Raw genomic sequence first — 25,093 nt, 5'->3', positions numbered from 1 at the left:
TGCCATTAGGCGTTTTTATTTGTGAACCAGTTTACTGGTTTTTCATAATCGGTTAATTGATCTTCAACACCTAACGTTAAGGCAAATAATGCCATTCGCACTAAAACACCATTTTGTGCTTGCCTAAAAATAGCTAAGTTGTCTAAGTCATTAAGATCAGTATCAAGTTCATTAGCTTCAGGGCGAGAGTCGCGTGGTAAAGGGTGCATTATTACCGTGTTTTCTTGGCAATATTTCTGGTAAACACTCTTATTTAAACTGAAATGTCCGCGATATAACTCAGCTTCATCTTTGCTGGCAAAGCGTTCTTGTTGAATTCTTGTTTGATAAATGACATCTGCAGATAAATTACCCGCCATAGTCTCAGTCAAAATAACTTCATGACCAGCGTCGCTTAAGGTTGAAATAACGCTATCAGGCATTTGTAGCGCTTTTGGCGCAACCATGGTGACTTTTACATTATCATAAAGACTTAGTAGTTTTGATAATGAATGTACGGTACGACCATGTTTCAAGTCGCCCATCAAAACAATATTTAAATCATCTAAACCTTTGTTAAAGTGCATCATTTCAGACTGAATAGTAAATAGGTCAAGTAGTGCCTGAGTGGGGTGTTCATTGGCACCATCACCACCGTTGATAACAGGGACGGAACTGCCTTGTGCAAACTGCTCTACCGAGTGCATTTGTGGATGACGCATGGCAATAACGTCTGAGTAGCCACTGATCACTTGGGCAGTATCAAATAAAGATTCACCCTTACTTAATGATGAGTTTTCTTGACCAACAGTTTCGCGTACAAAACCGCCGAGCAAATTAAAAGCGGTACCAAAACTGACTCGAGTTCGAGTACTCGGTTCAAAAAATAAATTACTTAATATGGCGCCATCAAGCACATGACAACGCTTTTTTCGAGACGCATAAGGCGCCATTTGCGCAGAAACTTGCAGGATCTTTGCGATAGCTTCACGGTCAAATTGTGATACCGAGAGAATATGGTTACCTTGGAATTTCATCATCTTGATTTATTACATTGAAAGGGGACAAATTTGCCAAGAATATAGCATATACCCGCTACCATTCAAAGAGCAGGATTTCAGTAGAAAGTAACATTACTGCATCACAGCACCTGGAAATGAAATGGCTCAAGCACTCTAAAGCATAGTTCTTAATCGAGTGTATTTATAATACAGTTACTTGCGAATGCTAAAGAACATTTGACCTGTCTGCAAAGATGATAAGGCTAAAATAAAAAAAGACAGATAATCCTGCCTTTTAGCGTTGATAGTTAACGATTAGGTTAGTCGACGTTTAGCTGTGAGCATGATGAGCAGGAACAACATAAAATATACACTACCACCTCCCGACTTGGTGTCTGTTGTGCTTGGAGGTAAGGGTGTAGGCGTGGGAGGAGACGGAAGTGCTGTCACTGTCGGAGTGAAAATAACATTCTTTAAAGAAGCTTTATCTGTGCCTTCACTAGTACCGCCATCTTTCTTATATAACCAAGTTACTTGATGTTCCCCTTCGGCTAAATCATCGATAGTTACCTTAGTGTAAGCGACCTCTCCTGAGATAAACTTGATTTGTTTATCATCAATAATTAGATATAAAACACCAAACGGCTCATCAGGGGTGTCGGTATTTTCTTCAGAAGCAACGGACCAATCAAATGATAAGGTGCCTGCACCAGAAAATGTCAGTAAAACAGCGCTTTGTTGATCTTCGCCAATAGCACCGCTCATTATTGCTGCTTCGCTATTATCGAGCAGCCATGGTTGGTCACCACCACTAAACCAGCGTAATTCTGAGGAGCCATTTGATAGCTGAGTATTGATGTCGCTATTGGAAGCAACTGCTTCAGCACTTATGTAACTTTGGCTCGTTGGGATATTTACATCATTGCTATTAATGACAATTCGTACTTTATGTTTTCCTAGGGTTTTGGCATCAAAATCAACTTGGATTTGACAACTTTGCTTTGCTGCTAATTGAGTGCAATTATCAGTATTCAAGCTAAAGCCATTACTGCTTATGTTATCAGTAAATAGCGTGAAGCTTAGATTAGCGATCAGATTAGTATTGTTGGTGACGGTTAGTTGTGTTGTTTGCGCTTTATTTTGTGGCGTTAAAGCAAAGTCATAACTTGACTCAATAGCAATCCCTTGGGTGATGTTATTAATCCAAGTAGTAAAATTTCCTACGCGGGCATAAACATCTGGAAAAGCCTCATTAGCACAACCAACACCGAAGCTAACGATACCTATTTGTTGCCAACCTTCATTGGTATTCACTACTAAAGGTCCGCCACTATCACCTTGACATGAACCTTTTTGAACGTCTCCTGAAAATGCAGCACAAATCATGCTATTGGTAATACCCACTTGATTGGGTGAATAGGTGGTATTATTTAAATCACTATAAGCTTGCGCTAATTGATCTTTGCACTCTTCATTGCTTAATAAATAAAGCTCAACTTGGCGTAATTGATCGGGCTGACTATTTACAGGAGCTTCGTCATTTTGACCGTAAGCATTTACGTTACCCCAGCCAATAACCGTGGCGGGACTGTTAGCAATAGCTAATTGTTTGCTGGTATTGTAATCGAGTAATTTAACCGCTGTTTGGTCGCTAGATTCTACTAATTCAATCAGCGCGATATCATTATTAAAGGCACTGCCTTCATCGTATTCGGGATGGATATAAATACGTTTAATAGCTTTAGCGTTACTAGCGCCGTCACTTAAATCATATTCACCAATATTAACTTTTAAAAACTCAATATTGGCATCTTCAACGCAATGAGCAGCGGTAAGTACCCACTTTTCACCTATAAAGCTTGCTCCACAGCTGGCGCTTTGCGCAAGATCTTGTTTTACGGATAGATTAATTGTGGCAATACTGTCGAGTTTATTGAGTAAAAGTGCTCCGTCATCTTGGCTAATGGCAACTACTGGAATGTTACCAATAAAACCTTCCCCTAAGGTGCCACTTATAACCCCTGAAGTATTGTTATAGATAATCGCACCTATACCACCTGCAGCCTGGCAATTAGCAACTTTCACCGAAAAGTCTATTTCACCACGGGCAATTAAGCATATTTTATTTTCAGCTAAACTACATAAATTATCACCAATGCCGCAATCAACCATAGTGGCACTCGCTTGACCGGAAGGAGCATATGTAAACGGCTCACTCTGGTATTGAGTGCCAGCAACGTCTAAAGAGCTATTCACATCACTATAGGTAAAAACTAATGCTGACATCCAAGGCCAAGCACTTTGAGAAGCAAGTTCGCCGCCAACAATTTTAGGCTTTGATAAAAGCAAGGGAGATTGTTGGCTTGCGTTTGCAGATGAAAATAAGGTTGAAATCGCTAATACCGCGAATAAAAAGTACTTCATTTTGATGTTTCTCAATGCTGTAAACAGAATACCAATGATTCGTTAACCAGGTGACAAATCATCTTATCTTGATTATAACGATAAAGCTTGAAAAATGAAGCTTTCAAAATGAGGTTATGCGTTGCTGCTAGCTTGCCAGTTCTTGCTTATTCAATGGTAAGTAGGCGATAACAAAGCACAATATAAACACAAGTGCCGTGCCAATATTATATTGCTTTTCTGCGATTAAATTAAAGTAAGTTAAAGCGTGTTCACTCAACGCAATGATCACACCACAAAGAAGTAAGGGTAATTTTTTTGCATATCCTTTTGCACCTAAAGCTTTGGCTAAAATATAACCCAGCATTGGTATAAAGGACCAAATGAAAAATACCGCTATTGAAAAAACCACAGCACTTGCTGCAAGGGAGTTTCTTGAGAATACATCGGCAATAGCATAAAACTGTATTGCCACGTAGCCCAGATATAAATACCACATAGGTTATCTTACCTTTACAATTCCTAAATAATCCATAATTACATTGGCTTTACGTAAGCTAAGATAATAACAGCAAACAAAATCAGAACGGGGATCTCATTGAAAATTCGATAGAAGCGCCCTGAGCGGATGTTTTTATCTTGCGCAAAGGTGGTAACTAACTTAAAACAATACCCATGATAAGCAAAGAGCACTATGACTAAACTTAATTTGATATGTAGCCATTTTGCGGCAACAAACCAGTCATAGCCATAGGCATATATTATTGCTACACCGAGCAACAGGGTGAAGATGGCAAAAGGGGTAACAAAATAGAGTAAACGTTTTTCCATACCTTTAAGTTGTTGCGCTATTTCATCAGACTTGGTTTCGGCATGGTTAACAAATAAGCGTGGCAAATAAAATATACCAGCAAACCAAGCCACCATGAAAATGACATGAAATGCTTTAAGCCAGAGGATATTGTTGATTAAAAACGTGCTCATTAATTGAGTTTTCCTTCTAATAAATAAATTCTAAGTTGTTCAAAAGTCACCAATCCAATACAGTCATTGATATCTTTATGGTAAATATATACAGCGCCTGAACGCTGCTCTACTAGTGCTAAATAAGCCTCTGCTAAAGTGACTTGATGACTCAGTGGAATAAGTTTGTGCAGTATTAGTTTATTAGCGAGATTATGTTCAATATCTTCACTTTCATCGTCAACAACTTCTACATCTAATTGCGCCCAATAATAATTATTGAGCTGATCAGTTTCGCTCGTCGGTTCTTTGTTAATGACTAATTGCGACTCATGACTGTGCAGGAGTTCTCCTATGATAGTACGAGGACTTGCTTGCTCTAAAATCAACAAATTATCTTTCATGACCGCTAAAGCACCAATATTTTGCAATGATTCTTCAACCGGAGGTTTGCGGTAGAGCAAGTTTTGCGCATCTAATTGCATGATGAAGATAGATTCATTTTTACAAAGCTGTCGCGATACGATGCTGGCAATGGTAATAACTATCATGGCAGGCACAACCAACTCGAGTTGACCTGATAGTTCAACAACAGCAAGCAAAGTGGCAAGGGGAGCATTTAAACTGGCAGCCATAAAACCAGCCATGCCCATCAAAATAAAGTCACTGCTTACATGTTCTCCGGGCAATACTTGTATAACAACAGCCCCAACAAGAGCGCCAGTAATGGCACCAATACTTATGGTTGGTCCAATAATTCCACCAGGAATACCTAAACCTAAGGCGAACATTGTCATTAATAATTTAGCAATAAGTAAGCTGAATAGAAAACCTAAGGGTAAATTGTTAGTTAAAGAAATATCAATTGCACTTGTGCCTGTGCCCATAGCCCCAGGTACTAAGTAACCTAACGTACCCGTAATAAGCGCAGCAAGAATTAATCGCGGTACGATATGATACTTAACGCTTTTTTTAATGATTACCACCAGGTACTTATTAAATGCAGCTGCCAAAATGCCTAAGACTATCGCTAATAATATTAAAGAGAAATAATGCTGTTGTTCAAGCGCTATGGTATTAAAGTGTTGAAAATTATGACTGGTGCCAAAAACACTGCGAGTAATCAAAGAGCCAACAATTGAAGCGAGCATCACAGGTACAAAAACATGAGCTTTGTATTCTCGCATGACCACTTCCATGACAAAAATAACCGCGGCTATCGGGGTATTAAATGTTGCGGCAATACCTGCTGCTATGCCACAGGCACATAAAGTTCGGGTACTGTTATAGGGGAGTTTTAGTACACTGCCTAAATAACTACTACATGCTGCGCCAAGATGTACCGCGGGCCCTTCACGGCCGACAGAAAAGCCAGACGCTAAGGCTACTGCACTTCCCCAAAATTGATTTAATGTGTTTTTAAAAGGGATAATGCCATGTGCTACTTTTAACCGGTGTAGCACAAATGGGATGCCAGTACGTATGTATTTATAACCAGTAAGCCAAGCCATTAAGAGGATAATAAGTGAGCCGATGATAGGTAAATGAAAACGACTTACCTCATCTAAACTGTTATAGTTGTCGCGTTTAATTAAGTAGAGCTGTTGAATTTCTTCAATAGTCAGGGTAAATAGCACTACTAATAAAGCGGAGGCGGCTCCACCAATAATGGCAAGTAAGCATATTTGCCAAGAGGTTTTTGGCAAAGCTAAGTGTTTTCTTATTGTTGCGATTGATATTATCATTATGGGATTATAATACTTTACAAATGAAATGGTTAGCAAAAATAAATTTGGGTGTTGTTATTGAGCGCTTAGGTACTTTTAAATCGGCTTTGTTTTTAATAACAGTGATAAGTCTGTGTTTATTTACCGGCTACCGAGTGGGTAATTATTACCATCACTTTCAAGTGACTAACCTTGAGCAACAAAAGCTTAGGCTGGAACAGCTTTACCAGCAACAAGAAGAAAATATAGCACGAATTCACACCTTAGAAGTTGAACTAACGGTCGAGCAACTTGCAAATATAAAAGCGCAAGAGTTACTCAAAGAAGCCGCTGAACAGAAATTTGAAGTGAAAAAGCAGTTGGCCTTCTATGAAAAAATAATGGCACCTGAAAAAGAAGCTGCAGGTTTATTCGTTGAAAATGTCAATATAGTAGCGAGCAAGACTCCCAATCAATATCACTTTCAAGTAACTTTAGTGCAGCAGCAATTAAAGCGTCGTTATAGTAAAGGTTATATTGAATTAGTTTTTGAAGGTCAAGAAAGTGGTAAAACAGTAAAGCTTAAGCTGGCAGAAGTAGCAAAGCTGAACAAAAACGATCTTAAATTTAGTTTTCAATATTTTCAGATTATTAATGGTGAATTTACCTTACCCGCTAACTTTACGCCTGAAAATGTCTTAGTCTCAGCAATCTTGACTAAATCGCGCTGGCAAAAGTATGCCAAGAAAGAAAAAAGTGTCTCTTGGCAAATCAATCAATAGCGCTTAATACCAAGTCCATTAAGTTAGTTCCCACTCAGAGCTTACCAGCGGTTTGAGAACAAATAGAATTTTTTTGCATATAGTCACTCTATATGAAAGAAATTCTATGCGGTTATCGAGTCGCTGGAAAGCTCCCGAAGGGCGAGTTTAAAAGGCTTACATGCTGCGTTATTGATTTTGATAAGGGAAAAACCATTATCTACAATCAATGCCTTGCCTCTAAGCCTTTTAACTCTCGCTGAGTGGGAAGAAACTTATTGGAATTGGTATAATACTATCTCCTCATAAATTATCATTCAGTGAGTACTTTCTTATACGGAGTGGTATCATTATGGTAAAGAATAATACTTGACTAAAATAGTCAAGTTTAAGATAATTACCCTCGTTGTTAAACACCCACTTTGTAGCGTATTTTTTTGTACTTTGTTGTACTAAGTAGAGCACCATGTCAAACCCTGAATTACCCATTAAATTTACCGATTCTGCCGCGAGTAAAGTTCTTTCGCTAATCACAGAAGAAGAAAACCCAGCACTTAAGCTACGTGTATATGTTACCGGTGGTGGTTGTTCAGGTTTTCAGTATGGCTTCACTTTTGATGAAAAAGTGAATGACGGCGATATGACCATTGAAAAGCAAGGCGTTATGATGGTGATCGATCCTATGAGTTTGCAATACCTTGTTGATGGCGAAGTTGATTATCTTGAAAGTTTAGAAGGTAGCCGCTTTGTGGTAAATAACCCAAATGCAACAACCACTTGTGGTTGTGGTTCATCTTTTTCTATCTAGTATTTTAGTTACCTCTTAACTAAATATAGTCATCGCTTTGGCATAAACATACAAAGCGAATGACGAGCAATTACCAAGCAATGTAAAAGCCTACCCTCGTTGGCATTTTTATAATAAACACTAGTGCTCTTGTCTCACGTAAAATATCTATCCCCATTCCAATCGTCAACTTTTGTTCAATCAAATGTTTTGTTACTAAGCGAATACTTCGTAACCTTGTTTATTTTAATGTACAAAAACTTACAAAAGATAAACAGTTTGTAGCACGTTAGCTTATATCTTCTTTATTAAAAAACGTTATCATATTCCGATAAAATGGAGATATAACGATGAAATTAACCCTAAAATCTAGCTGGTTAGCGCAACGCCCTTACCTTATTGCTGCACTAATCACCCTTGTTTTAGTGCTATGGATGGCTTCTGGCCCTAGTGTTGCAGAGCAAAAGTCCGAGATTAAAGCACAAATTCCTAGTCATGATGAAAAGCAGATAACTGCACAAGTTAAAGTTGAAACACGACTTGGACAACACATTCATAAAACAATTGAGCTTTATGGTCGCACCGAGCCTGATCGCATCACGACATTAAAAGCTGAAGTACACGGAAAAATTATTCAGGTATTAGCAAAAAGAGGTTCAAAAGTTGCTAAAGGTGAAATTATTGCAAAAATTGCTTTAAATGATTTACCTGCTCAGTTAACCCGTAGCCAAGCATTATTGAACCAACGTGAAGTAGAATACGAAGGTGCGTTAAAGCTTAATAAACAAGGTTATCAAGGTAAGGTGCATTTAGCACAATCATATGCTGCACTGGAATCGGTTAACGCTGAAATAAAGCGATTAGAGTTAGACATTGCCCATACCATTATTAAAGCGCCTTTCACCGGAATTCTTAACACACGTTATGTTGAAGTGGGTGACTACGTCGCCTCGGGTGATGATATCGCCATGATTGCTGATTTAGACCCGCTTATTGTTAGAGCGCATGCCACCGAACAACAAATAAGTCAGTTGTCTGTTGGTCAAGTAGCGCAAGTAACCTTATTAAATGGTGCACAAGCACAAGGTAAGCTGCGTTACATTGCCAGTGTCGGTAATGATGCGACCAATACTTTTAAAATTGAAGTGGAAATTGATAATAAAAAGGCGAATTTATTGGCGGGCTTAAGCAGTGAATTGACCATAGATTTAGCCAAATTGTCTGCAATAAAAATATCACCAGCACTGCTCGCTTTAGATGAGCAAGGTAATATCGGTGTTAAATCGGTAAAAAAATCTATTGTTCACTTTACGCCAATAGAGATCATTAAAAGTGAAAGTGATGGCATATGGTTAACAGGTCTTGGCGAGCAAGCAGATATCATTGTCTTAGGTCAAGGCTTCGTACGTGCAGGGGACAGAGTGGAGGCCATCTTCGATAAGGTAGATGACAAAGCTAACAATAGCAAAGATAAACAAGCTGCTACTGTAACCGCCGCTACACAAAAATAGGAGCTATTATGTTAACGCTTATTGAAGCCGCATTGACACGTACTCGCTCTGTTTTGATGCTATTTGTACTACTACTTATTTCTGGCGCAGTGACTTACAACAACATTGCTAAAGAAGCCAATCCTGATATTACCATTCCAATTATTTATGTTTCTATGATTCATGATGGTATTTCTCCTGAAGATGCTGAGCGCATGCTCGTAAGGCCGATGGAAAATGAGCTTAAATCTATCGCTGGCATTAAAGAAATGCGTTCCAATGCAGGAGAGGGGCACGCCTCTGTTACGTTAGAATTTATTGCCGGTCTTGATCCTAAAGAAGCACTTGCCGATGTGCGTGATAAAGTGACTTTAGCCAAAGCTAAATTACCCAATGAAACTGAAGAGCCAGTGGTAAATGAAGTCACCATGGCTAACCAAGAAGCAGCATTGACGGTTGTGTTATCCGGGGCTGTTACTGAACGAGGTTTGATAACAATAGCGCGGAACGTCAAAGACAAAATCGAAGGCATGCAAGAAGTGCTCGAAGTTGAAATTGGTGGTGACCGTGAAGATATGGTTGAAATCATTGTCGATCCGTTATTAATGGAAAGCTATGGGCTTGATCAAACGGACATTTATAACCTTGTTGAGCGTAACAATCGCTTAGTACCAGCAGGGACTATGGATACTGGCAAAGGACGTTTTGCCATCAAAGTGCCTTCTGTTTTTGAAAATATTCAAGACTTACTTGAACTGCCTATTAAGGTCGATGGCGATCGAGTTATTACCTTTCAAGATGTATCAACGGTGCGTCGTGCTTATAAAGATCCTACTGGTTTTGCTCGATTAAACGGTCATCGCTCGGTATCAATAGAAGTCAAAAAACGCTCTGGTGAGAACTTGATTGAAACGGTTGATAAAGTTAAAGAAATTGTCAATGAAAGCCGTTTAAAATGGCCACAACAAGTCAAAGTGGATTATGTTGGTGATCAATCTATAGAAATTAAAAATACGCTCACAGACTTGCAGAATAATGTTTTTTCAGCGGTATTATTGGTCGTTATTGTCATTATTGCTGCTTTAGGTGGCCGCACCGCTTTATTGGTTGGTTTGGCAATTCCAGGCGCCTTTTTAACAGGAATATTAGTCATTGCTTTAGCAGGAATGACGGTAAATATAGTGGTGCTATTTGGCCTAATCATGGCAGTAGGCATGCTTGTTGATGGGGCGATCGTTGTCACCGAGTTTGCAGACAGGCAGATGAATGAAGGTCATAGCAAAGCTGTTGCTTATGGTACTGCTGCTCGTCGTATGGCATGGCCGATTATTGCTTCAACGGCGACAACATTAGCAGCCTTTGCGCCCTTGATGTTTTGGCCAGGTATTATGGGTGAGTTTATGAAGTACTTACCTTTTACCCTCATCGCGGTGTTATCAGCCTCCTTAGCAATGGCACTCATTTTTGTGCCCACTTTAGGCGCTGTTTTAGGTAAAGCTCGCGTTGTTAGCAGTAAAGAACAACAACAAATAGAGCATGCTGAAGCGGGAGAATTTAATAAATTATCGGGTTTTACCGGTCGATACATACGTGTACTGACAACAGCAATTAGACATCCTTGGAAAATAGTTGCTGGTACCTTTGCGATATCTTTTGTGGTGATGTGGCTCTATGGCGCATCTGGTCTTGGCGTGAGCTTCTTTCCTGAGGTTGAGCCTCAAAGTGCAACTATGGTTGTGCGCTCTCATGGCGATTTATCAGTAAAAGAAAAAGACGTGATTATGCGTTCTATAGAAGCACGTATCTTACCGCTCGAGGAAATTGAAACCTTATATACTCGAACGGGTGGCAATAACCAAATCGGCACTTTTAAACTAAATTTTGTTGATTGGCAGGTAAGACGTTCAGCGGATGAAATAGTGGCCAATATTCACGAGTTAACGGATGACTTAGCCGGCGTTGAAATTGAAGTGAGAAAAAATGAAAACGGTCCGCAAAGTGGTAAGGATCTTAAACTTGAATTGAGCTCGCGTTTTCCTGGAGAACTGGATAAGTCGGTGAAAATTATACGTGATGCATTGGAAGCATCCGGTAAATTTACTGACATAGAAGATACGGGTGCTAAACCAGGCATAGAATGGCAGCTCATTATTGATCGTAATAAAGCGGCTACCTATGGCGCTGATGCTGCGTTAGTTGGCTCAAGTGTGCAAATGGTTACTAACGGTTTAAAACTTGGTGAATATCGCCCTGACGATGTTGATGATGAACTGGATATTCGAGTTCGTTTTCCGGAAGACAAACGTAATATAAGTCGACTAGATTCACTCCGTTTAAAAACAACGTCAGGTTTAGTGCCCGTTGGCAGTTTTGTCGAGCGTAGAGCCGCACCTAAAGTTGATACAATTCGTCGTGTTGATGCTAAGCGAGTTGTCACTGTGCAGGCGAACTTAATTGCCGGTGCTCAGTTACTGAATGAGTTACCTATTTTGCAAGAACAGTTACCGACACTTGGCTTGCACCCGTCAGTGGATATTGATGTTAAGGGACAGAATGAGGATCAACAAGAGTCACAAGCGTTTTTAGTGAATGCTTTTGCTATCGCACTCTTTGTAATGGCCATGATTTTAGTGACTCAATTCAATAGCTTTTATCAAGCATTATTGATTTTAAGTGCCGTTATATTCTCAACTGTTGGCGTATTTTTAGCTCTATTACTAGTTCAAAAACCGTTTGGCATCGTTATGGGCGGCATTGGTGTTATTTCATTAGCGGGCATTGTGGTGAATAACAATATAGTACTGATTGATACCTACAATGTTTTACGTAAAGAAGGCTACCCTGTGGTTGAGGCCGTTTTACGAACGGGCGCGCAGCGTTTACGACCGGTTATGTTAACCACAATAACCACCATTTTGGGTTTATTGCCTATGGTCTTACAGGTCAACTTAGATTTCTTTGAGCGTACTATTGTCTTTGGTGCACCGTCAACACAGTGGTGGACACAGCTAGCAACGGCTATTGCTGGCGGCTTAGCTTTTGCTACGGTATTAACCTTAGTATTAACACCCTGTCTATTGGTCTTAAGAGATAAGCGTAAAGAAGATAAACAGGCAAAGGCAACAATCATTCTGCAAAAAGAAGCGAATCAAGTTGAGCAAGTTAAAGAAGTAAGTAGCGCGGCTTAGCAATTTAATTACTTAGTGTTACTTTCAATGCTTGTATAACGTATAACTCAACGAGGATTTACTCTCGTTGAGTTATACGTTTTTTATCACGTGATAAAAAACTAGCCTTCCATTAGCAACATATCGACAATTTGCTTCATATCAAGGTCGAACTCTTCTGCCCTGACACTTTTAACAATTGAATCTTCACTGCCTGATAAATCAATTTCTTGTTTGTTGAGAAATTGATTTAGCTTGACGCTGTAAAAGGAATGAACCTGTGGATTAATGGGGTCTTTATCATTGCGCTCATGCACCAATGCTAATTTATTTGATTTTAATTGCACCAATGAACCCACAGGAAATACCCCAACACATTTGATAAAGTGGTCGACTAAACTCGCATCTAACTGTCCTTGCTTTGCCAACTCTCGCAAAATGCTAAAAGCTTTACCGTGGGCAAAGCCTTTTTTATAAACACGTGTCGCGGTTAATGCATCAAAAATATCGCAAATGGCAATCATGCGACCATATTGGCTGATACCTTCAGTTTCTAGTTGAAAAGGATAGCCACTCCCATCAAGCTTTTCATGGTGTAAGGCTGCAACATCGAGGCTAAGCGCACTAATGCCAGGTGTTTCTTTAATGATATCTATGGAATGATTGGCATGGGTTTTCATGATGGTAAATTCATCAACGGTCAACTTACCGGGTTTATTGAGGATTTTATCAGGTATTTTTATTTTACCGATATCATGCAGAAATGCCCCAATAGATAGTTGCTCGATAATGTGTCTCTCTAGGCCTAAATAGTGAGAAAAAATGGTGATATAAACAGAAACTGCAACAGAATGTTCTAAAAGGTATTCATCTTTCTCTCGAATATTTAACATACAGGCAAGTGAGTCAGGGCTGTTAAATATTGCATCGATTGATTTATTTGTGACTTCCACTACGGGTGATAAGTCTAAGCAACTACCACTAAGTGCATCATGAAATAACTTCTTTTGAATGGATTTAGATTGGTCAAAAATTGCCTTTGCGTGCTTAAGTTCTTTGTTTTTAACAATTGAGGATGCGTCTAAAATGACGCTTTCCTCGGGGCTACTAGGCAGTAATGTTTTGCTATCATCAATTAGAACACGATAAACATTTTTGCTTTTGAGACGATTAATAACTGTTTTGCTTTTGATGTGTCCAGCGGCAGTTAACGAAAAGCAACCCTCTTGCTGAATAATCTTTACCACATAATGGCCTACGGTTAACTCAGAAAGCTCTTTTTCAATTAGCATATCAATCGCCGTGTTTAATAAATTATGGAGGAGTTATTATTTTTAAAACTCACTGAAATACGCTATCCGTAAATTGATAATGTTAGTGAATCTCTTACTATACGCTAAATAATAGTAATAATAGTAAATTTCCAATTTGAATTAATAATAGTCTCAAAACACTATGTTGGCGCCAAAATTGCTTTACTATGGTTATATTATTTAAATAAATTTCATAGATGCAGTTTGCTTGCCGATACAGAGAAGTCAGCTGATTTAGCCTAGTTAGGATTTTTATGCGTATATTATTTTTCTTTGTTCTCTCTGTTATATTTTTATTTTCCAGTTCTTCAGCATTGGCTATGAAGAAAAACTTGCAAGCCGTTCAGATTTATACTGATAATCAATTGCTGGATTTAATTAAAGACAATAAGCATTTAAGCCAAGTAGTGCTTGATGAATGCCAATTAGTGCAAGATATTGAAGCACGTGCCAATAAAGCGAATATGCCCTCATATCAATTTTTGTGGGGTGATATGTTGGCTTATGGTGTTTGTGTGAAAAAAGATATTCCGCTAGGACTGCATTATATGCATTTAGCCGCTGATCAGGGTTTAGCAGAAGGTTTAGAGCAGTTGGGCCGTTATTACCATATGGGCAAGTTTATGCAGGTAGATATTGACCGCGCTATTGTTTATTTAAAAACGGCGGCAAGTTTAGATAACTTAGCTGCACAGATGCGACTTGCTAGTCTATATGAGCAGGGCTACGGTAGCCCATTAGATTATCCTGCGCTTTATTCTCAATTACATCACTCCGTAACTGATGATAAAGTAATACATAAACAAATCAGTGTCTTAATTTCAGGTCTTGCCAGTAAAATGCCCAGTAAAGTAATAGAGCAAGCGAAAAGAACCAGTTATACAAATTAAGCATTTGTGTAAGCGTTGTAAATTTAAAGTTTATGGTATACTGACAAGTAGTTATCCTTAAATATTGACCCATTATAGTGACCTATAACGATCCACACGCTAAACGCGAAGCCAAAAAATATGAAAAGCCAGTCGCCTCACGCGAATTATTGCTATCAATCATCGAAAAATGCTCGCCGCCACCAAGTTATAATAGCTTGGTCAAAACACTAAAGTACGATGAAGAGTATCAACTTATTGGTTTGAAGCGTCGTTTACGTGCGATGGAAAACAGTGGTCAGTTGATTTTTAATAAATTCAAACAATACGCACTGCCGGAAAAAAATAGCCTGCTTAGCGGCAAAGTTATTGGCCATCGTGACGGTTTTGGTTTCTTTTCTCCTGATGATTCATCTATTACCGATAAAAGAGGTAAAGATTTCTATATTTCCTCCCACGAAATGCAGCGTGTCTTTCATGGTGATATCGTGCAAGCCATTTTGGTTGACCGTACCGATCGTAAAGGTCGAAAAGAAGTCAAGATACTGGAAGTTATAGAACCAAGGAAAGCACCTATCGTTGGTCGATTATATATTGATCATCATGTTTGCTCTGTTGTGTCAGAAGACAGTAAAATCAAACAAGAAGTATTGATTGATCCACAAACTAAAATGGGTGCTAGACACGGGCAAATGGTCGTCGTTGAATTAGTTCAAAGGCCGACTAAACGTTCTCATGCTATTGGTAAAGTGATTGAAGTTTTAGGAGATCACCTCGCTCCTGGGATGGAAATAGAGATAGCCTTGCGCGCCCATGACTTACCCCATCAATTTCCTCACGCAGTACAAGCTGAAGTGGCTAGTATTGCTGATGAAGTTGAAGAGTCATCTAAATTACCACGTAAAGACTTACGTGACTTACCTTTGGTTACTATTGATGGCGATGATGCTAGAGATTTTGATGATGCTGTTTATTGTGAACCAAAAAAATCAGGTGGTTGGCGTTTATGGGTGGCAATTGCTGACGTAAGTTATTACGTTCAGCACGGCACGGCGTTAGACGATGAAGCGATATCACGTGGTAACTCAGTGTATTTTCCTAGTCAAGTTATCCCTATGTTGCCAGAGAAACTTTCTAATGGTTTGTGTTCACTCAACCCCGACGTAGATCGCTTATGTATGGTGTGTGAAATGACTATCAGTGCTACCGGAAAACTATCAGGTAGTAAGTTCTATCCCGCAGTAATGCGTTCTCATGCTCGTTTTACTTACACCAAAGTCGCTGCGATTCTCGACGGTGATGAAGCGCTTTGTCAAGAATACCAAACTTTAGTGCCTGATTTAAAAAATCTTGAACATATGTATCACGCGCTAACAGATGCTCGTCTTAAACGTGGCGCTATCGCTTTTGAAACACAAGAATCTATTTTTATCTTCAATGAAGATAAAAAAATTGCCAGTGTCGAAGCGCTTATTCGCAATGATGCCCATAAAATCATTGAAGAATGTATGATTATGGCCAATGTTGCGACAGCCAAATTTATAGAAAAACATGAAAAGCCAGGTTTGTTCCGTGTTCATGATAAACCTAGCGAAGATAAGTATCGTAACTTTGTTACCTATTTAAATGAACTTGGTTTATCCCTGCCGTCAAAAGAAGCACCGGAACCAAGAGATTACGGTGATATTTTAGCGAAAGTCGCAGGTCGACCAGACCAAGAGCTTATTCAAACCATGTTGTTACGCTCAATGCGCCAAGCTGTCTATCAAAGTGACAATGAAGGTCATTTTGGTTTAGCACTACCTTCTTATAGTCATTTCACCTCACCTATTCGTCGCTATCCTGATTTAGTGGTGCATCGAGTAATCAAAGCTATTTTAGAAAAAGAAGCGAAAAATGCTGCCAACGAAGGCAACTATGAATATTCCTTGGAGGAAGTTATAGAGTTGGGTGAGCATTGTTCTATGACAGAGAGACGCGCTGATGAAGCAACTCGCGATGTGGCTGATTGGCTCAAATGTGAGTTTATGCAGGACCATGTTGGTGATAACTTTACCGGTGTTATTTCAACAGTAACTAACTTTGGTATGTTTGTTCGCTTACAAGATTTACATATTGAAGGTTTAGTTCATATCACTTCTCTTGGTCGTGATTTCTATCATTTTGATGATGTTCGTATGTGCCTATCCGGTGAGAATAGTGGCAAAAAGTACCGTGTTGGTGATGAAATTCGGGTACAAGTTGCCGCGGTAAACCTTGACGAAAAGAAAATAGACTTACGACTTGAAGGCTCTGAAGCTGAAGAAAGCCAAGGCAAACCTAAAGGCAAGTCGAAAGGTAAAAGCTCTAGACGTTCAACGTCAAAGTCAGCTGAGAATAAACCAGAAGCTCAGACTGGAACTCAAGCAACTACAGCTAAGAGTGATAAACCTAAAAGCAAGTCTAAAGGTGGTTCAAAAGACAAATCTAAAGACCAGCCAAAAGAAAAAAGCAAAGCAAAAAAACGCAGTGCACGTAAAAAACGCCCAGGAAAAAATGCCCGTAAAAGTTCGGAAAATAAGGCTTAGGCAATAGCTTATTAGCCTCGTTGTTCATATAAATAGAGAAAGATCATGGCGAAAAATGAAGAGTTAGTTTTTGGTATTCATGCAGTTAATGCCTTAATTAACGCAGCTCCCGAGCGTTTTATTGAAATATGGTTATTAAAAGGTCGTGAAGATGATCGCATAATGCCAATCATTAATTTATCGAGAAAATACGGTATCGGGACACAATTGGCGAGTCGTAAAGCGCTTGATGAAAAAAGTGAAGGTGAGCAACACCAAGGCGTAATTGCCCGTGTAAGACCTGGGAAAAGTTATACAGAAAATGATATTGATGACATCATTCTTGCTGCAGAAAAAAAATCAATCGCACCATTTTTTCTTATTTTAGACGGTGTCACCGATCCTCATAATCTAGGTGCTTGTCTACGTAATGCTGATGCTGCAGGCGTACAAGCGATAATTGTGCCCAAAGATAATGCCGCACAAATTACGCCTACCGTTCGAAAAGTTGCGGTAGGGGCAGTTGAAAGTGTACCTTTAGTACAAGTAACTAATTTATCAAGAACGATGAAGCAGTTGCAAAAGCAAGGTGTATGGATTGTTGGTACCGCAGGAGAGACAGATACCTGTTTGTATGATGTAAAACTTTCTGGACCTATGGCACTTGTTATGGGCGCCGAAGGTAAAGGGATGCGCAGATTAACCCGTGAAAACTGTGATCAACTAGTGAAGCTTCCTATGGCAGGTACTGTTTCTAGTTTGAACGTATCAGTGGCAACAGGCATCTGTTTGTTTGAAATGGTACGCCAACGTTCAATTTGATAATAGATAATTGAACTTAAAAATTATTTTAAAAAGGAATTTTAATAATGAAAAAAATATATATCACTATAGTTTTAATCCTAGCTAGTTTGCTAATTGCGCCAAAATTTATTGGCGCTATGGTTGAAACAGAACGTCAACGAGTACTTGTAAAACTTAATGAAACGGATGGTATCACCTTAACAACCAGCCAATATAGCGGTGGTTGGTTCGGTGCTGATGTCGTCTCAGAAATGAAAATAGCCTTGGAAGATAATAACCTCAATGAGGTGACTATTACCGTAGAAGAAGACATCTCTTTTGGTCCTGTCATAATTACGGATAAAAATTGGTATTTTGGTTTAGGCTATTCAACGGCGAAATTTAAGTTTGCAGCGCTTGGGGTAGATGAACACATAGTTGATATTATTAACGAAAAGCTGCATGTCGGTGCACTACTGGGCTTTAGTAAAGATGTTACCACCTTCATTAATACTGATAAAATAAGTTATCAAGATACTGATAGCGTGATTGTATCTGAGCCATTTTTTGCCCAATTTACCTTAATTAATAATGAACACATCATTGGTGATTTTTCTTGGGGAGGTCTCGATGTTAAAGGGCAGGATGAACGCCTTGTTATTGGTGCCGTTGGTATGTCGACTAAGCAAAAAGTTGTTAGCGGTGATTATCTTGCGGGAACGGCCATCTTAACTGGTGATGCCATCTTTACCGTTACAGGGATTAGTGTTTATAACGATAACAGTAAAGTTTTTTCTTTAGATGGAGCAACCTTAACGAGCGAGGTTTCATTAGATAATGATTTATTAGCGCTTGCGTTGAACTATCAAGCCAAGGAAATTAGCGCTTCAGGACAATATTTTAAAGAGCCCAACGTAGCGGTACTGTTAGCTAATATTGATGTCCATGCTTTGCAAGAATTAAACACGGCTATGGCAAATTTGTCGGTTAATGCTTCAGGTGAATATGACACTGAAGAAAGCCTAAAAGTGCTATCAGCAGTAGCAGAAAAAATACTCGCTAAAGATCCTAACTTGAAAATAACAGATTTAAGTGTTGTTACCGAAGAAGGTAAAGTGGCAACTGAATTTAACTTCAACATCAACAAAGATTTATTTGATAGTGCTAATTTGAATTCAATGGCCTTAATTAAGGCTTTAGAAGCCGATGCTAAAGGTAAAGCACCTATGGCATTCCTAAGTAAATTAGGTATGGCTCCTATGGTGGATAATTTTGTAGAACAAGGTTATTTGAACCGCCACAATAACGAAATAACGGTTGAAGCCAAATATGTCCAAAGTCAACTAACGGTTAATGGAAAAGCCTTTCAGTTATAGCTTTCATAACCAAATATAAAAAAGGCTTATTGTTTTAAACAATAAGCCTTTTTTATTAATCTAATTTTTCTGTAAAGCTTGTTTAGCTTACTTATAGTAGCTTAAGCATTTCTCAACTTCATTCTTAGAACCCATAATAACTTCAACACGTTGATGGATACTATTTGGTTCTATATCCATAATGCGCCCTTCACTGGTCATTGCTAAACCACCCGCTTGTTCAAGTAAAAACGCCATTGGGTTAGCTTCATACATTAAACGTAGTTTGTATGGTTGCTCAGGTTTTCTACTATCAGCAGGGTATGTGAAAATACCACCGCGACATAAAACACGATGAATATCACCAACCATGGCCGCTATCCAACGCATATTGAAGTTTTTATCACGTGGACCGGTATCACCAGCAAGTAAATCACTGATGTAATTTTGCATAGGTGCTTGCCAAAAACGCTGGTTAGACATATTGACGGCAAACTCTTGTGTATCAGCAGGAACTTGTACATTTCGTTCTACTAATAAGAAACCGCCATGGGTTCTGTCTAATACATAAAAATGGGTACCGCTACCTGTAGTCATCACTAACATCGTTGATGGACCATAAAGCACATAACCAGCACATACTTGCTTGTCACCAGCTTGCTTAAACATGTCATCATCACCAGCGGCAATATCTTTAGGTGCTTCATGAATAGAAAAAATAGTCCCAATCAATGAATTGATGTCTATGTTAGAACTACCATCGAGGGGATCAAAAGAAACAATATATTTGCCATTTTCATCACCAGCAACTGAGTGATCTTCTTCTTCTGATGAAATCGCTTTAACAAAACCAGATTCAAGTAAAATATCTTTGAATAATTCATTGGCAACAACATCTAATTGTTTCTGAACTTCGCCTTGAATGTTCTCATCAAGGGTTGAGCCCATCACGTCACCTAAGTGACCTTGGCTAACACGAAACGAAATTTCTTTTGTGGCAGCTAAAATAGTTTTTATTAATGAAATTAAATCAAGAGGTACATTGTCTTGACGTAAAGCTGGGGCTAGTCGTTGCATTAGGTTACCTAAGTTACTTTAAAGTGGTTGGCTAAGTTTGAATTAGTTTACTTGTTAATCAGTCTGCCATTATTATAGCAAGTTTGTGCTTTGCTTTAACATGGAAAACACGATTAATTTAAGCAAAATTATTTTGCATCGCTACAGCTAACCTGTTTTAAACTCGTAGAGTTGAAACGTTTTAGCATACCTGGTTTGGCGAGTACCACTAAGTTACCTGCTAACATTAAACTTAAGCCAATAAAGGTATAACTATCCCAGATAAAACCTTCGAAAAAGCTTGAGATAACCACAGCGACTGCGGGAAACATAATCGTGGCATAAGAGGCCTTATGTGCACCGATACGAGCCAATAATGTTAAATAACAACCAAAAGCAATAACCGAACCGAATATTGATAAGTACAACAATGAGCTGATGTACTCGAAAGTATAAGAAAAGTTAAAGGTTTGACCCTGAACAAGCGCAACAACAAACATAAATAGACTGCCGTACATCATGCCCCATGCCGTGGCAGGTAGTACTGGCATATTGTCGTGCTGATTCTTAATCGAAATCATATTACCGGTAGAGGCGAACATCACGCCAATTAAGCACAAGCCTAAGCCCAATAAAGTACTATCACCAAAATGCACATTACTTATTTGTGGCCAAAACAAGGTAACAATACCCATTAAGCCAAGTGCGCCACCGTAATAAACTCGGCTCGATATGCGAGTTTTAAACCAAACACGTGCATTAAGAATATTAACCATCATCAAAGTGGAAAATGCAATGCTGGTCAATGCTGAGTTAATATGAGCTTGTGCGTTATACAGTAAATAATAATTAAAGCCAAAAAGGGTTAAACCAAAAGCGGATAGTTGCAGGTGTTGTTTGACTGAAAACTTCAGCGGTAATTTCTTGAAGCGACAATAAGCGAACATACATAAAGCTGCTAAGCCAAATCGATAAACAATCGATACTTCAGCAGCGACTTCACCTAATTGGTAATTGATAGCTATCCAAGTCGATCCCCATATTAGGACGGTAATTACGTATAAAAGCGTATTGTTCATAAATTTTGTCACTCCTTGAGTAGGACTTATACCCGTTCCACTTGAAGATGCTCGTTTCAGGAAGTCTGAGCGATTCATATTCAAGGCGCATTTTTTTATTAAGGTCAATCCCTTAAAAAGAAATGTAACGCAGAGTATGATTTGCTCAGTCCTCCCCAAGGGGCTGGTTTAGAAACGCTTTATGCTGCGTTATTGATTTCGACAATAGAATAACTATTCTCTTCAATCAATGCCTTGCCTAAAGGCGTTTCTAATTCCAGCTGAATCGTGCATCTTCAAGTGGATCGGGTATATAGGATAAGCGTGACATTGTAAGGATAATTTGATTTAATAACATATACAAAAATATGAAAATGTAACCTATACAGTTGGCGTTGTTAATCAAGGCACTTACTCTGAGAAATAAATGAAATTATTAGATAAAAGCTCCTCGGCATATTTGTATCAACAAGTAATAGATTTTATTGAACATCAAAAGAGAATAGGTGCGTTACACCCAGGTGATAAGTTACCTAGTTTACGCAAACTAAGTCGCCAATTTGATATAAGTGTACCAACGGTTAAGCAGGCTTATATTGAATTAGAACGACAAGGACAAGTCTGTGCCAAGCCACAATCGGGCTATTATTTACAGGCAATGCAAGCACGAACGCTTAAACCAAGACCGGCAAAATGGGCTCAGTGTGATCCGGTGGAAGTGCAAGGTCGCAGTATGATTGAACAAGTCCATGCGGCGGTGCACTTACCTAATACTGTTGCCCTTGGAATTTCAAATCCTATTCAAGCACATCCGCCTGATAAAGCGCTTGCCAGATTAATGCGCTCAGTCTTAAGTAAAGTCTCAGAAAAGGCAGTAAGTTATGGCCCAGTAACGGGCGATGCTAAATTACGCATGCAGCTGGCATTTCGTTATCAAGACCAAGGTGTCGAGACAAATCCTGATGATATTGTCATCACCAATGGCGCGCAAGAAGCACTCTCCATTGCCCTGCAATGTGTAGCGAAACGTGGTGATATTATTGCTATTGAATCTCCGTGCTTTTTCGGCATGATTGAATTGATTGAAACATTAGGTATGAAAGCACTTGAAGTTTATACCTGTACAGAAGACGGTGTTTGTGTCGAAGATTTAGCTGAGGCTATTAATCAGCATGATATCACTGCTTGTTTGTTTTCAACGGCGATAAACAACCCATTAGGTTCGATGAAAACTGATGAACAACGTCAAGCGATGGTTTCTCTATTAGAGCAACATGATATTCCATTGATTGAAGATGAAGTTTATAGCGAAATATACTTTACCGATAATAAACCAAAACCTGCTCAGTTGTATTCTGAAAAAGGATTAGTGATGACCTGTTCTTCCTTCTCCAAAACAGCAGCGCCAGGTTATCGTATTGGCTGGTTATTACCGGGTAAGTTCGAAGAGCAAGCAAAACGAATTAAGCGGGCACAATCGGCCTCGACACCTATGTTGCAGCAGTGGACCTTAAATGAATACTTACTGAGCGGCGATTATGACCGCCACCTTTGTGTATTACGAAAGACGCTGGCATACAATTGTGAGCGAATGCGTGCATTAATTGCCGAACATTTCCCGCCAGAAGTCTGTATTTCAAAACCTTTAGGGGGCAGTGTGCTTTGGCTGCGCTGTCAGTCACATGTAAAAACGGGTGAATTTTTTCAACAGGCGCTAACACAAGGAGTTAGTTTTGCCCCTGGAGCAATTTTTTCTCCATCAGGAAAGTATCAAAATTACATGCGGGTGAGTTATGGCGTGCAATGGGGAGAGGATGTTGAAACGGCCGTCAAGGTATTAGGTCAATTGGTATACGAATACACCAGCAAGCAAAAAACAGCACAATTGATGGAAAAACAATGACAGCGACAAACAATAATACATCAGGTGATAACACAGCAATAAAGCATGGCGATACGTTGACACCATCTGCACAGCTTAAAGTCTCTTTAAAGTTGTTATTACCTTTATTAGCTTCAATATTAGCGGTTTCTCCCTTAGCGGTTGATATGTATTTACCCGCTATGCCAACGTTAGCTGAGCATTTAAATACCCCTATGAGCATGGTGCAAAATAGCTTAAGCATTTATTTGTTGGGTTATGCGCTAGGCTTAATATTGTTTGGTCCTATGGCAGATAAACATCCACGTCGGAATCTTGTTTTGTTGGGTATCGGCGGATTTTTTATTGCCAGCTTATTATTACCTTTTGTGAGCAATATAGAACAATTTCTTACCGTTAGATTTTTTCAAGCTTTTGTCAGCAGTGCCGCCACCGTAGTTGTTCCGGGGGCCGTGCGTGAATATTACGGTAAAGATACTGCGAAAGGGCTTTCGTATGTCAGCATGATCATGATGTTAGCGCCTATGATAGCGCCGAGCATAGGCAGTGTGCTGTTACTGGCACATAGCTGGCAACTTATCTTTTATGTATTAGCCGCTTACAGCCTCATTGTGCTGGTATTGGTTAGCTACTATTTGCCTAATGCGAGGGATGTGACCTTGCCGGAAGGGCCTGTGGTTAAAAAAATTGAGATGAGTTTTATACAACGCTATAAAATAGTATTAAGCAACGCTGAAGCACGATTAGATATCATTTCATCAATGATGATAGCACTGGCTTTTTTTGCTTATATTACCGCAATTCCTTTTGTCTATTTAACCATTTTTGAAGTATCAGAATATACTTTTAGTTTGTTGTTTGCCTTAAATATCTTAGCGTTAATGATGGCGCATTTTACTAATACACGTTTTGTGGTGCGTAAAGGCTCAAGGACGATGTTGCGTTTTGGTTTAACGCTAGCAACGATGGCAGCAACGGCATTGATGTTGGTAAATGTATTGGCATTACCGTTAATTTATACCGTTGTGACTATTTTTCCACTTATGGGGAGTATTTCCATGATAGCGGTAAACAGTGATGCTTTAATTTTAACTAAATTTCCTGCGCATTCAGGGACAGTAACAGCGGTTATTGGTACCCTTCGTTGGGGAATAGGCGCGTTAGCAGGGCCCATTCTAGCCTTCTTTTATGATGGCAGTGCAAAGCCATTTGCTTTGTTAATGTTCTTTGCTGTCTTGGTAGTATTAAGCTGTCAGCTAATGATATGGTTTAACAATAAAAAATAGTTAAAAAGAAAGGATTAAATATGAAAAATATAGCAGTTATTCTAAGTGGTTGTGGTGTTTATGATGGCAGTGAAATTCAAGAAGCAGTCATTACGTTATTAGCGATAGCTCAGCAAGGCGCCACTTATCGCTGCTTTGCACCTAATATAGCTCAGCACCATGTTATTAATCATCTCACGGGTGAAGCGAGCGAAGAGGAAAGCCGTAATGTACTTGTTGAAGCCGCGCGTATTGGTCGTGGCGATGTAGAAGATTTAATAGAACTGAATGAAAAAGAATTTGATGCCATCATCTTTGTCGGTGGTTTTGGCGCAGCAAAGAACTTAAGTAGTTTTGCGTTAGACAACGATAATTATAGTGTTAACGAACAAGTATTAACCGCAGCTAAAGCTTTTGCCAAAGTAGAAAAACCAGCAGGCTTTATGTGTATTGCTCCTGCTTTATTACCGCTTATTTATCCCGCAGGCGTAAAAGGCACTATTGGCAAAGATAACGCAACGGCGAAATTAATTTCAGCCAAAGGTTTAACGCATATTGATTGTGATGTTACTGACGTAGTTGTGGATGAAGCACATAAAATTGTGACAACACCAGCCTATATGCTTGCTGAATCGATCAGTGAAGCGGCAGTGGGTATCAATAAACTAGTAAAATATGTTCTTGCTTTTAGTAAGTAGGTTTTGTCTTT

At 39.2% G+C, this 25,093-nt stretch carries 19 protein-coding genes; 11 read left to right on the top strand and 8 right to left on the bottom strand.

Translation table 11 applies throughout. The features are described 5' to 3' along the window. Positions 1-5 precede the first annotated feature (5 nt). From CXF79_RS21150 to CXF79_RS21130, 5 genes are all read right to left on the bottom strand, one after another. The gene (locus CXF79_RS21150) at positions 6-1,019 is read right to left on the bottom strand and encodes an aspartate carbamoyltransferase (RefSeq protein WP_011045356.1); all 1,014 of its coding nucleotides are present in this window, start codon (positions 1,017-1,019) and stop codon (positions 6-8) included. A gap of 276 nt (positions 1,020-1,295) precedes the next feature. After that, positions 1,296-3,404: a trypsin-like serine protease gene (locus tag CXF79_RS21145; protein WP_101157724.1), complete on the bottom strand. Its 2,109-nt coding sequence runs from the start codon at positions 3,402-3,404 to the stop codon at positions 1,296-1,298. A 127-nt stretch (positions 3,405-3,531) separates the two neighbouring features. Then, positions 3,532-3,882, bottom strand: a complete 351-nt coding sequence (locus CXF79_RS21140) for a hypothetical protein (protein ID WP_101157721.1) — start codon at positions 3,880-3,882, stop codon at positions 3,532-3,534. Between the two features lie 38 nt (positions 3,883-3,920). Then, positions 3,921-4,367, bottom strand: coding sequence for a protoporphyrinogen oxidase HemJ (gene hemJ / locus CXF79_RS21135; RefSeq protein WP_011045353.1), 447 nt, complete (start codon positions 4,365-4,367; stop codon positions 3,921-3,923). Next, positions 4,367-6,052 (bottom strand): chloride channel protein, encoded by a 1,686-nt coding sequence (locus CXF79_RS21130; RefSeq protein ID WP_232769275.1) that lies wholly within the window; start codon positions 6,050-6,052, stop codon positions 4,367-4,369. Before CXF79_RS21130 ends, hemJ begins: the two co-directional genes overlap by 1 nt. Here CXF79_RS21130 and CXF79_RS21125 point away from each other — a divergent pair. From CXF79_RS21125 to CXF79_RS21110, 4 genes are all read left to right on the top strand, one after another. After that, positions 6,046-6,834, top strand: a complete 789-nt coding sequence (locus CXF79_RS21125) for a DUF6776 family protein (protein WP_232769274.1) — start codon at positions 6,046-6,048, stop codon at positions 6,832-6,834. The two genes, CXF79_RS21130 and CXF79_RS21125, sit on opposite strands and share 7 nt — an antisense overlap. A gap of 445 nt (positions 6,835-7,279) precedes the next feature. Next, the gene (gene erpA, locus CXF79_RS21120) at positions 7,280-7,621 is read left to right on the top strand and encodes an iron-sulfur cluster insertion protein ErpA (protein WP_011045350.1); all 342 of its coding nucleotides are present in this window, start codon (positions 7,280-7,282) and stop codon (positions 7,619-7,621) included. A gap of 329 nt (positions 7,622-7,950) precedes the next feature. Beyond that, the gene (locus tag CXF79_RS21115; RefSeq protein WP_101157719.1) at positions 7,951-9,111 is read left to right on the top strand and encodes an efflux RND transporter periplasmic adaptor subunit; all 1,161 of its coding nucleotides are present in this window, start codon (positions 7,951-7,953) and stop codon (positions 9,109-9,111) included. Positions 9,112-9,119: 8 nt separating this feature from the next. Further along, positions 9,120-12,278, top strand: coding sequence for an efflux RND transporter permease subunit (locus CXF79_RS21110; RefSeq protein WP_101157717.1), 3,159 nt, complete (start codon positions 9,120-9,122; stop codon positions 12,276-12,278). A gap of 101 nt (positions 12,279-12,379) precedes the next feature. Here the strand turns inward: CXF79_RS21110 and CXF79_RS21105 are convergent, their stop codons facing one another. Next, positions 12,380-13,549, bottom strand: a complete 1,170-nt coding sequence (locus tag CXF79_RS21105) for an HD-GYP domain-containing protein (protein WP_101157715.1) — start codon at positions 13,547-13,549, stop codon at positions 12,380-12,382. A gap of 275 nt (positions 13,550-13,824) precedes the next feature. Here CXF79_RS21105 and CXF79_RS21100 point away from each other — a divergent pair, with 275 nt between their 5' ends. From CXF79_RS21100 to CXF79_RS21085, 4 genes are all read left to right on the top strand, one after another. Then, on the top strand, positions 13,825-14,460 hold the full coding sequence (locus tag CXF79_RS21100) for a tetratricopeptide repeat protein (protein WP_101157713.1): 636 nt from the start codon (positions 13,825-13,827) through the stop codon (positions 14,458-14,460). A 77-nt stretch (positions 14,461-14,537) separates the two neighbouring features. Continuing rightward, complete coding sequence (rnr, locus tag CXF79_RS21095; RefSeq protein ID WP_101157711.1) at positions 14,538-17,006, top strand: ribonuclease R; 2,469 nt, start codon at positions 14,538-14,540, stop codon at positions 17,004-17,006. A 45-nt stretch (positions 17,007-17,051) separates the two neighbouring features. Continuing rightward, positions 17,052-17,807, top strand: coding sequence for a 23S rRNA (guanosine(2251)-2'-O)-methyltransferase RlmB (rlmB, locus tag CXF79_RS21090; RefSeq protein WP_011045344.1), 756 nt, complete (start codon positions 17,052-17,054; stop codon positions 17,805-17,807). 47 nt (positions 17,808-17,854) lie between these two features. After that, on the top strand, positions 17,855-19,144 hold the full coding sequence (locus CXF79_RS21085) for a YdgA family protein (protein ID WP_101157709.1): 1,290 nt from the start codon (positions 17,855-17,857) through the stop codon (positions 19,142-19,144). An 87-nt stretch (positions 19,145-19,231) separates the two neighbouring features. Here the strand turns inward: CXF79_RS21085 and CXF79_RS21080 are convergent, their stop codons facing one another. Both CXF79_RS21080 and CXF79_RS21075 read right to left on the bottom strand, forming a co-directional pair. Then, positions 19,232-20,200: a class 1 fructose-bisphosphatase gene (locus CXF79_RS21080; protein WP_101157707.1), complete on the bottom strand. Its 969-nt coding sequence runs from the start codon at positions 20,198-20,200 to the stop codon at positions 19,232-19,234. A gap of 128 nt (positions 20,201-20,328) precedes the next feature. Then, a complete protein-coding gene (locus CXF79_RS21075; RefSeq protein ID WP_101157704.1) occupies positions 20,329-21,258 on the bottom strand; it encodes a DMT family transporter in 930 nt (309 codons plus the stop codon). Positions 21,259-21,664: 406 nt separating this feature from the next. Here CXF79_RS21075 and CXF79_RS21065 point away from each other — a divergent pair, with 406 nt between their 5' ends. From CXF79_RS21065 to elbB, 3 genes are read left to right on the top strand one after another with little or no spacing between them, the layout of a single operon-like run. Then, the gene (locus CXF79_RS21065) at positions 21,665-23,140 is read left to right on the top strand and encodes an aminotransferase-like domain-containing protein (RefSeq protein ID WP_101157702.1); all 1,476 of its coding nucleotides are present in this window, start codon (positions 21,665-21,667) and stop codon (positions 23,138-23,140) included. Beyond that, positions 23,137-24,405 carry a Bcr/CflA family efflux MFS transporter gene (locus CXF79_RS21060; RefSeq protein WP_101157700.1) on the top strand — a complete coding sequence of 423 codons (1,269 nt, stop codon included), beginning with the start codon at positions 23,137-23,139 and terminating at the stop codon, positions 24,403-24,405. The genes CXF79_RS21065 and CXF79_RS21060 overlap by 4 nt, the downstream gene beginning before the upstream one ends. Before the next feature lie 20 nt (positions 24,406-24,425). After that, the gene (elbB, locus tag CXF79_RS21055) at positions 24,426-25,082 is read left to right on the top strand and encodes an isoprenoid biosynthesis glyoxalase ElbB (RefSeq protein ID WP_101157698.1); all 657 of its coding nucleotides are present in this window, start codon (positions 24,426-24,428) and stop codon (positions 25,080-25,082) included. The last annotated feature ends 11 nt before the right edge of the window (positions 25,083-25,093 follow it).

The organism is Colwellia sp. Bg11-28 (genome assembly GCF_002836245.1).
GTDB lineage: Bacteria > Pseudomonadota > Gammaproteobacteria > Enterobacterales > Alteromonadaceae > Colwellia > Colwellia psychrerythraea_A.
This window is presented reverse-complemented; position numbering and strand designations above follow the sequence as displayed.

Excerpts from the sequence above, each read along its gene's own strand:
- CXF79_RS21150 (WP_011045356.1), bottom strand. The coding sequence starts at position 1,019 with ATGATGAAATTCCAAGGTAACCATATTCTCTCGGTATCACAATTTGAC.
- CXF79_RS21145 (WP_101157724.1), bottom strand. The coding sequence starts at position 3,404 with ATGAAGTACTTTTTATTCGCGGTATTAGCGATTTCAACCTTATTTTCA.
- CXF79_RS21140 (WP_101157721.1), bottom strand. The coding sequence starts at position 3,882 with ATGTGGTATTTATATCTGGGCTACGTGGCAATACAGTTTTATGCTATT.
- hemJ (WP_011045353.1), bottom strand. The coding sequence starts at position 4,367 with ATGAGCACGTTTTTAATCAACAATATCCTCTGGCTTAAAGCATTTCAT.
- erpA (WP_011045350.1), top strand. The coding sequence starts at position 7,280 with ATGTCAAACCCTGAATTACCCATTAAATTTACCGATTCTGCCGCGAGT.
- CXF79_RS21115 (WP_101157719.1), top strand. The coding sequence starts at position 7,951 with ATGAAATTAACCCTAAAATCTAGCTGGTTAGCGCAACGCCCTTACCTT.
- CXF79_RS21110 (WP_101157717.1), top strand. The coding sequence starts at position 9,120 with ATGTTAACGCTTATTGAAGCCGCATTGACACGTACTCGCTCTGTTTTG.
- CXF79_RS21105 (WP_101157715.1), bottom strand. The coding sequence starts at position 13,549 with ATGCTAATTGAAAAAGAGCTTTCTGAGTTAACCGTAGGCCATTATGTG.
- CXF79_RS21100 (WP_101157713.1), top strand. The coding sequence starts at position 13,825 with ATGCGTATATTATTTTTCTTTGTTCTCTCTGTTATATTTTTATTTTCC.
- rlmB (WP_011045344.1), top strand. The coding sequence starts at position 17,052 with ATGGCGAAAAATGAAGAGTTAGTTTTTGGTATTCATGCAGTTAATGCC.
- CXF79_RS21085 (WP_101157709.1), top strand. The coding sequence starts at position 17,855 with ATGAAAAAAATATATATCACTATAGTTTTAATCCTAGCTAGTTTGCTA.
- CXF79_RS21080 (WP_101157707.1), bottom strand. The coding sequence starts at position 20,200 with ATGCAACGACTAGCCCCAGCTTTACGTCAAGACAATGTACCTCTTGAT.
- CXF79_RS21075 (WP_101157704.1), bottom strand. The coding sequence starts at position 21,258 with ATGAACAATACGCTTTTATACGTAATTACCGTCCTAATATGGGGATCG.
- CXF79_RS21065 (WP_101157702.1), top strand. The coding sequence starts at position 21,665 with ATGAAATTATTAGATAAAAGCTCCTCGGCATATTTGTATCAACAAGTA.
- CXF79_RS21060 (WP_101157700.1), top strand. The coding sequence starts at position 23,137 with ATGACAGCGACAAACAATAATACATCAGGTGATAACACAGCAATAAAG.
- elbB (WP_101157698.1), top strand. The coding sequence starts at position 24,426 with ATGAAAAATATAGCAGTTATTCTAAGTGGTTGTGGTGTTTATGATGGC.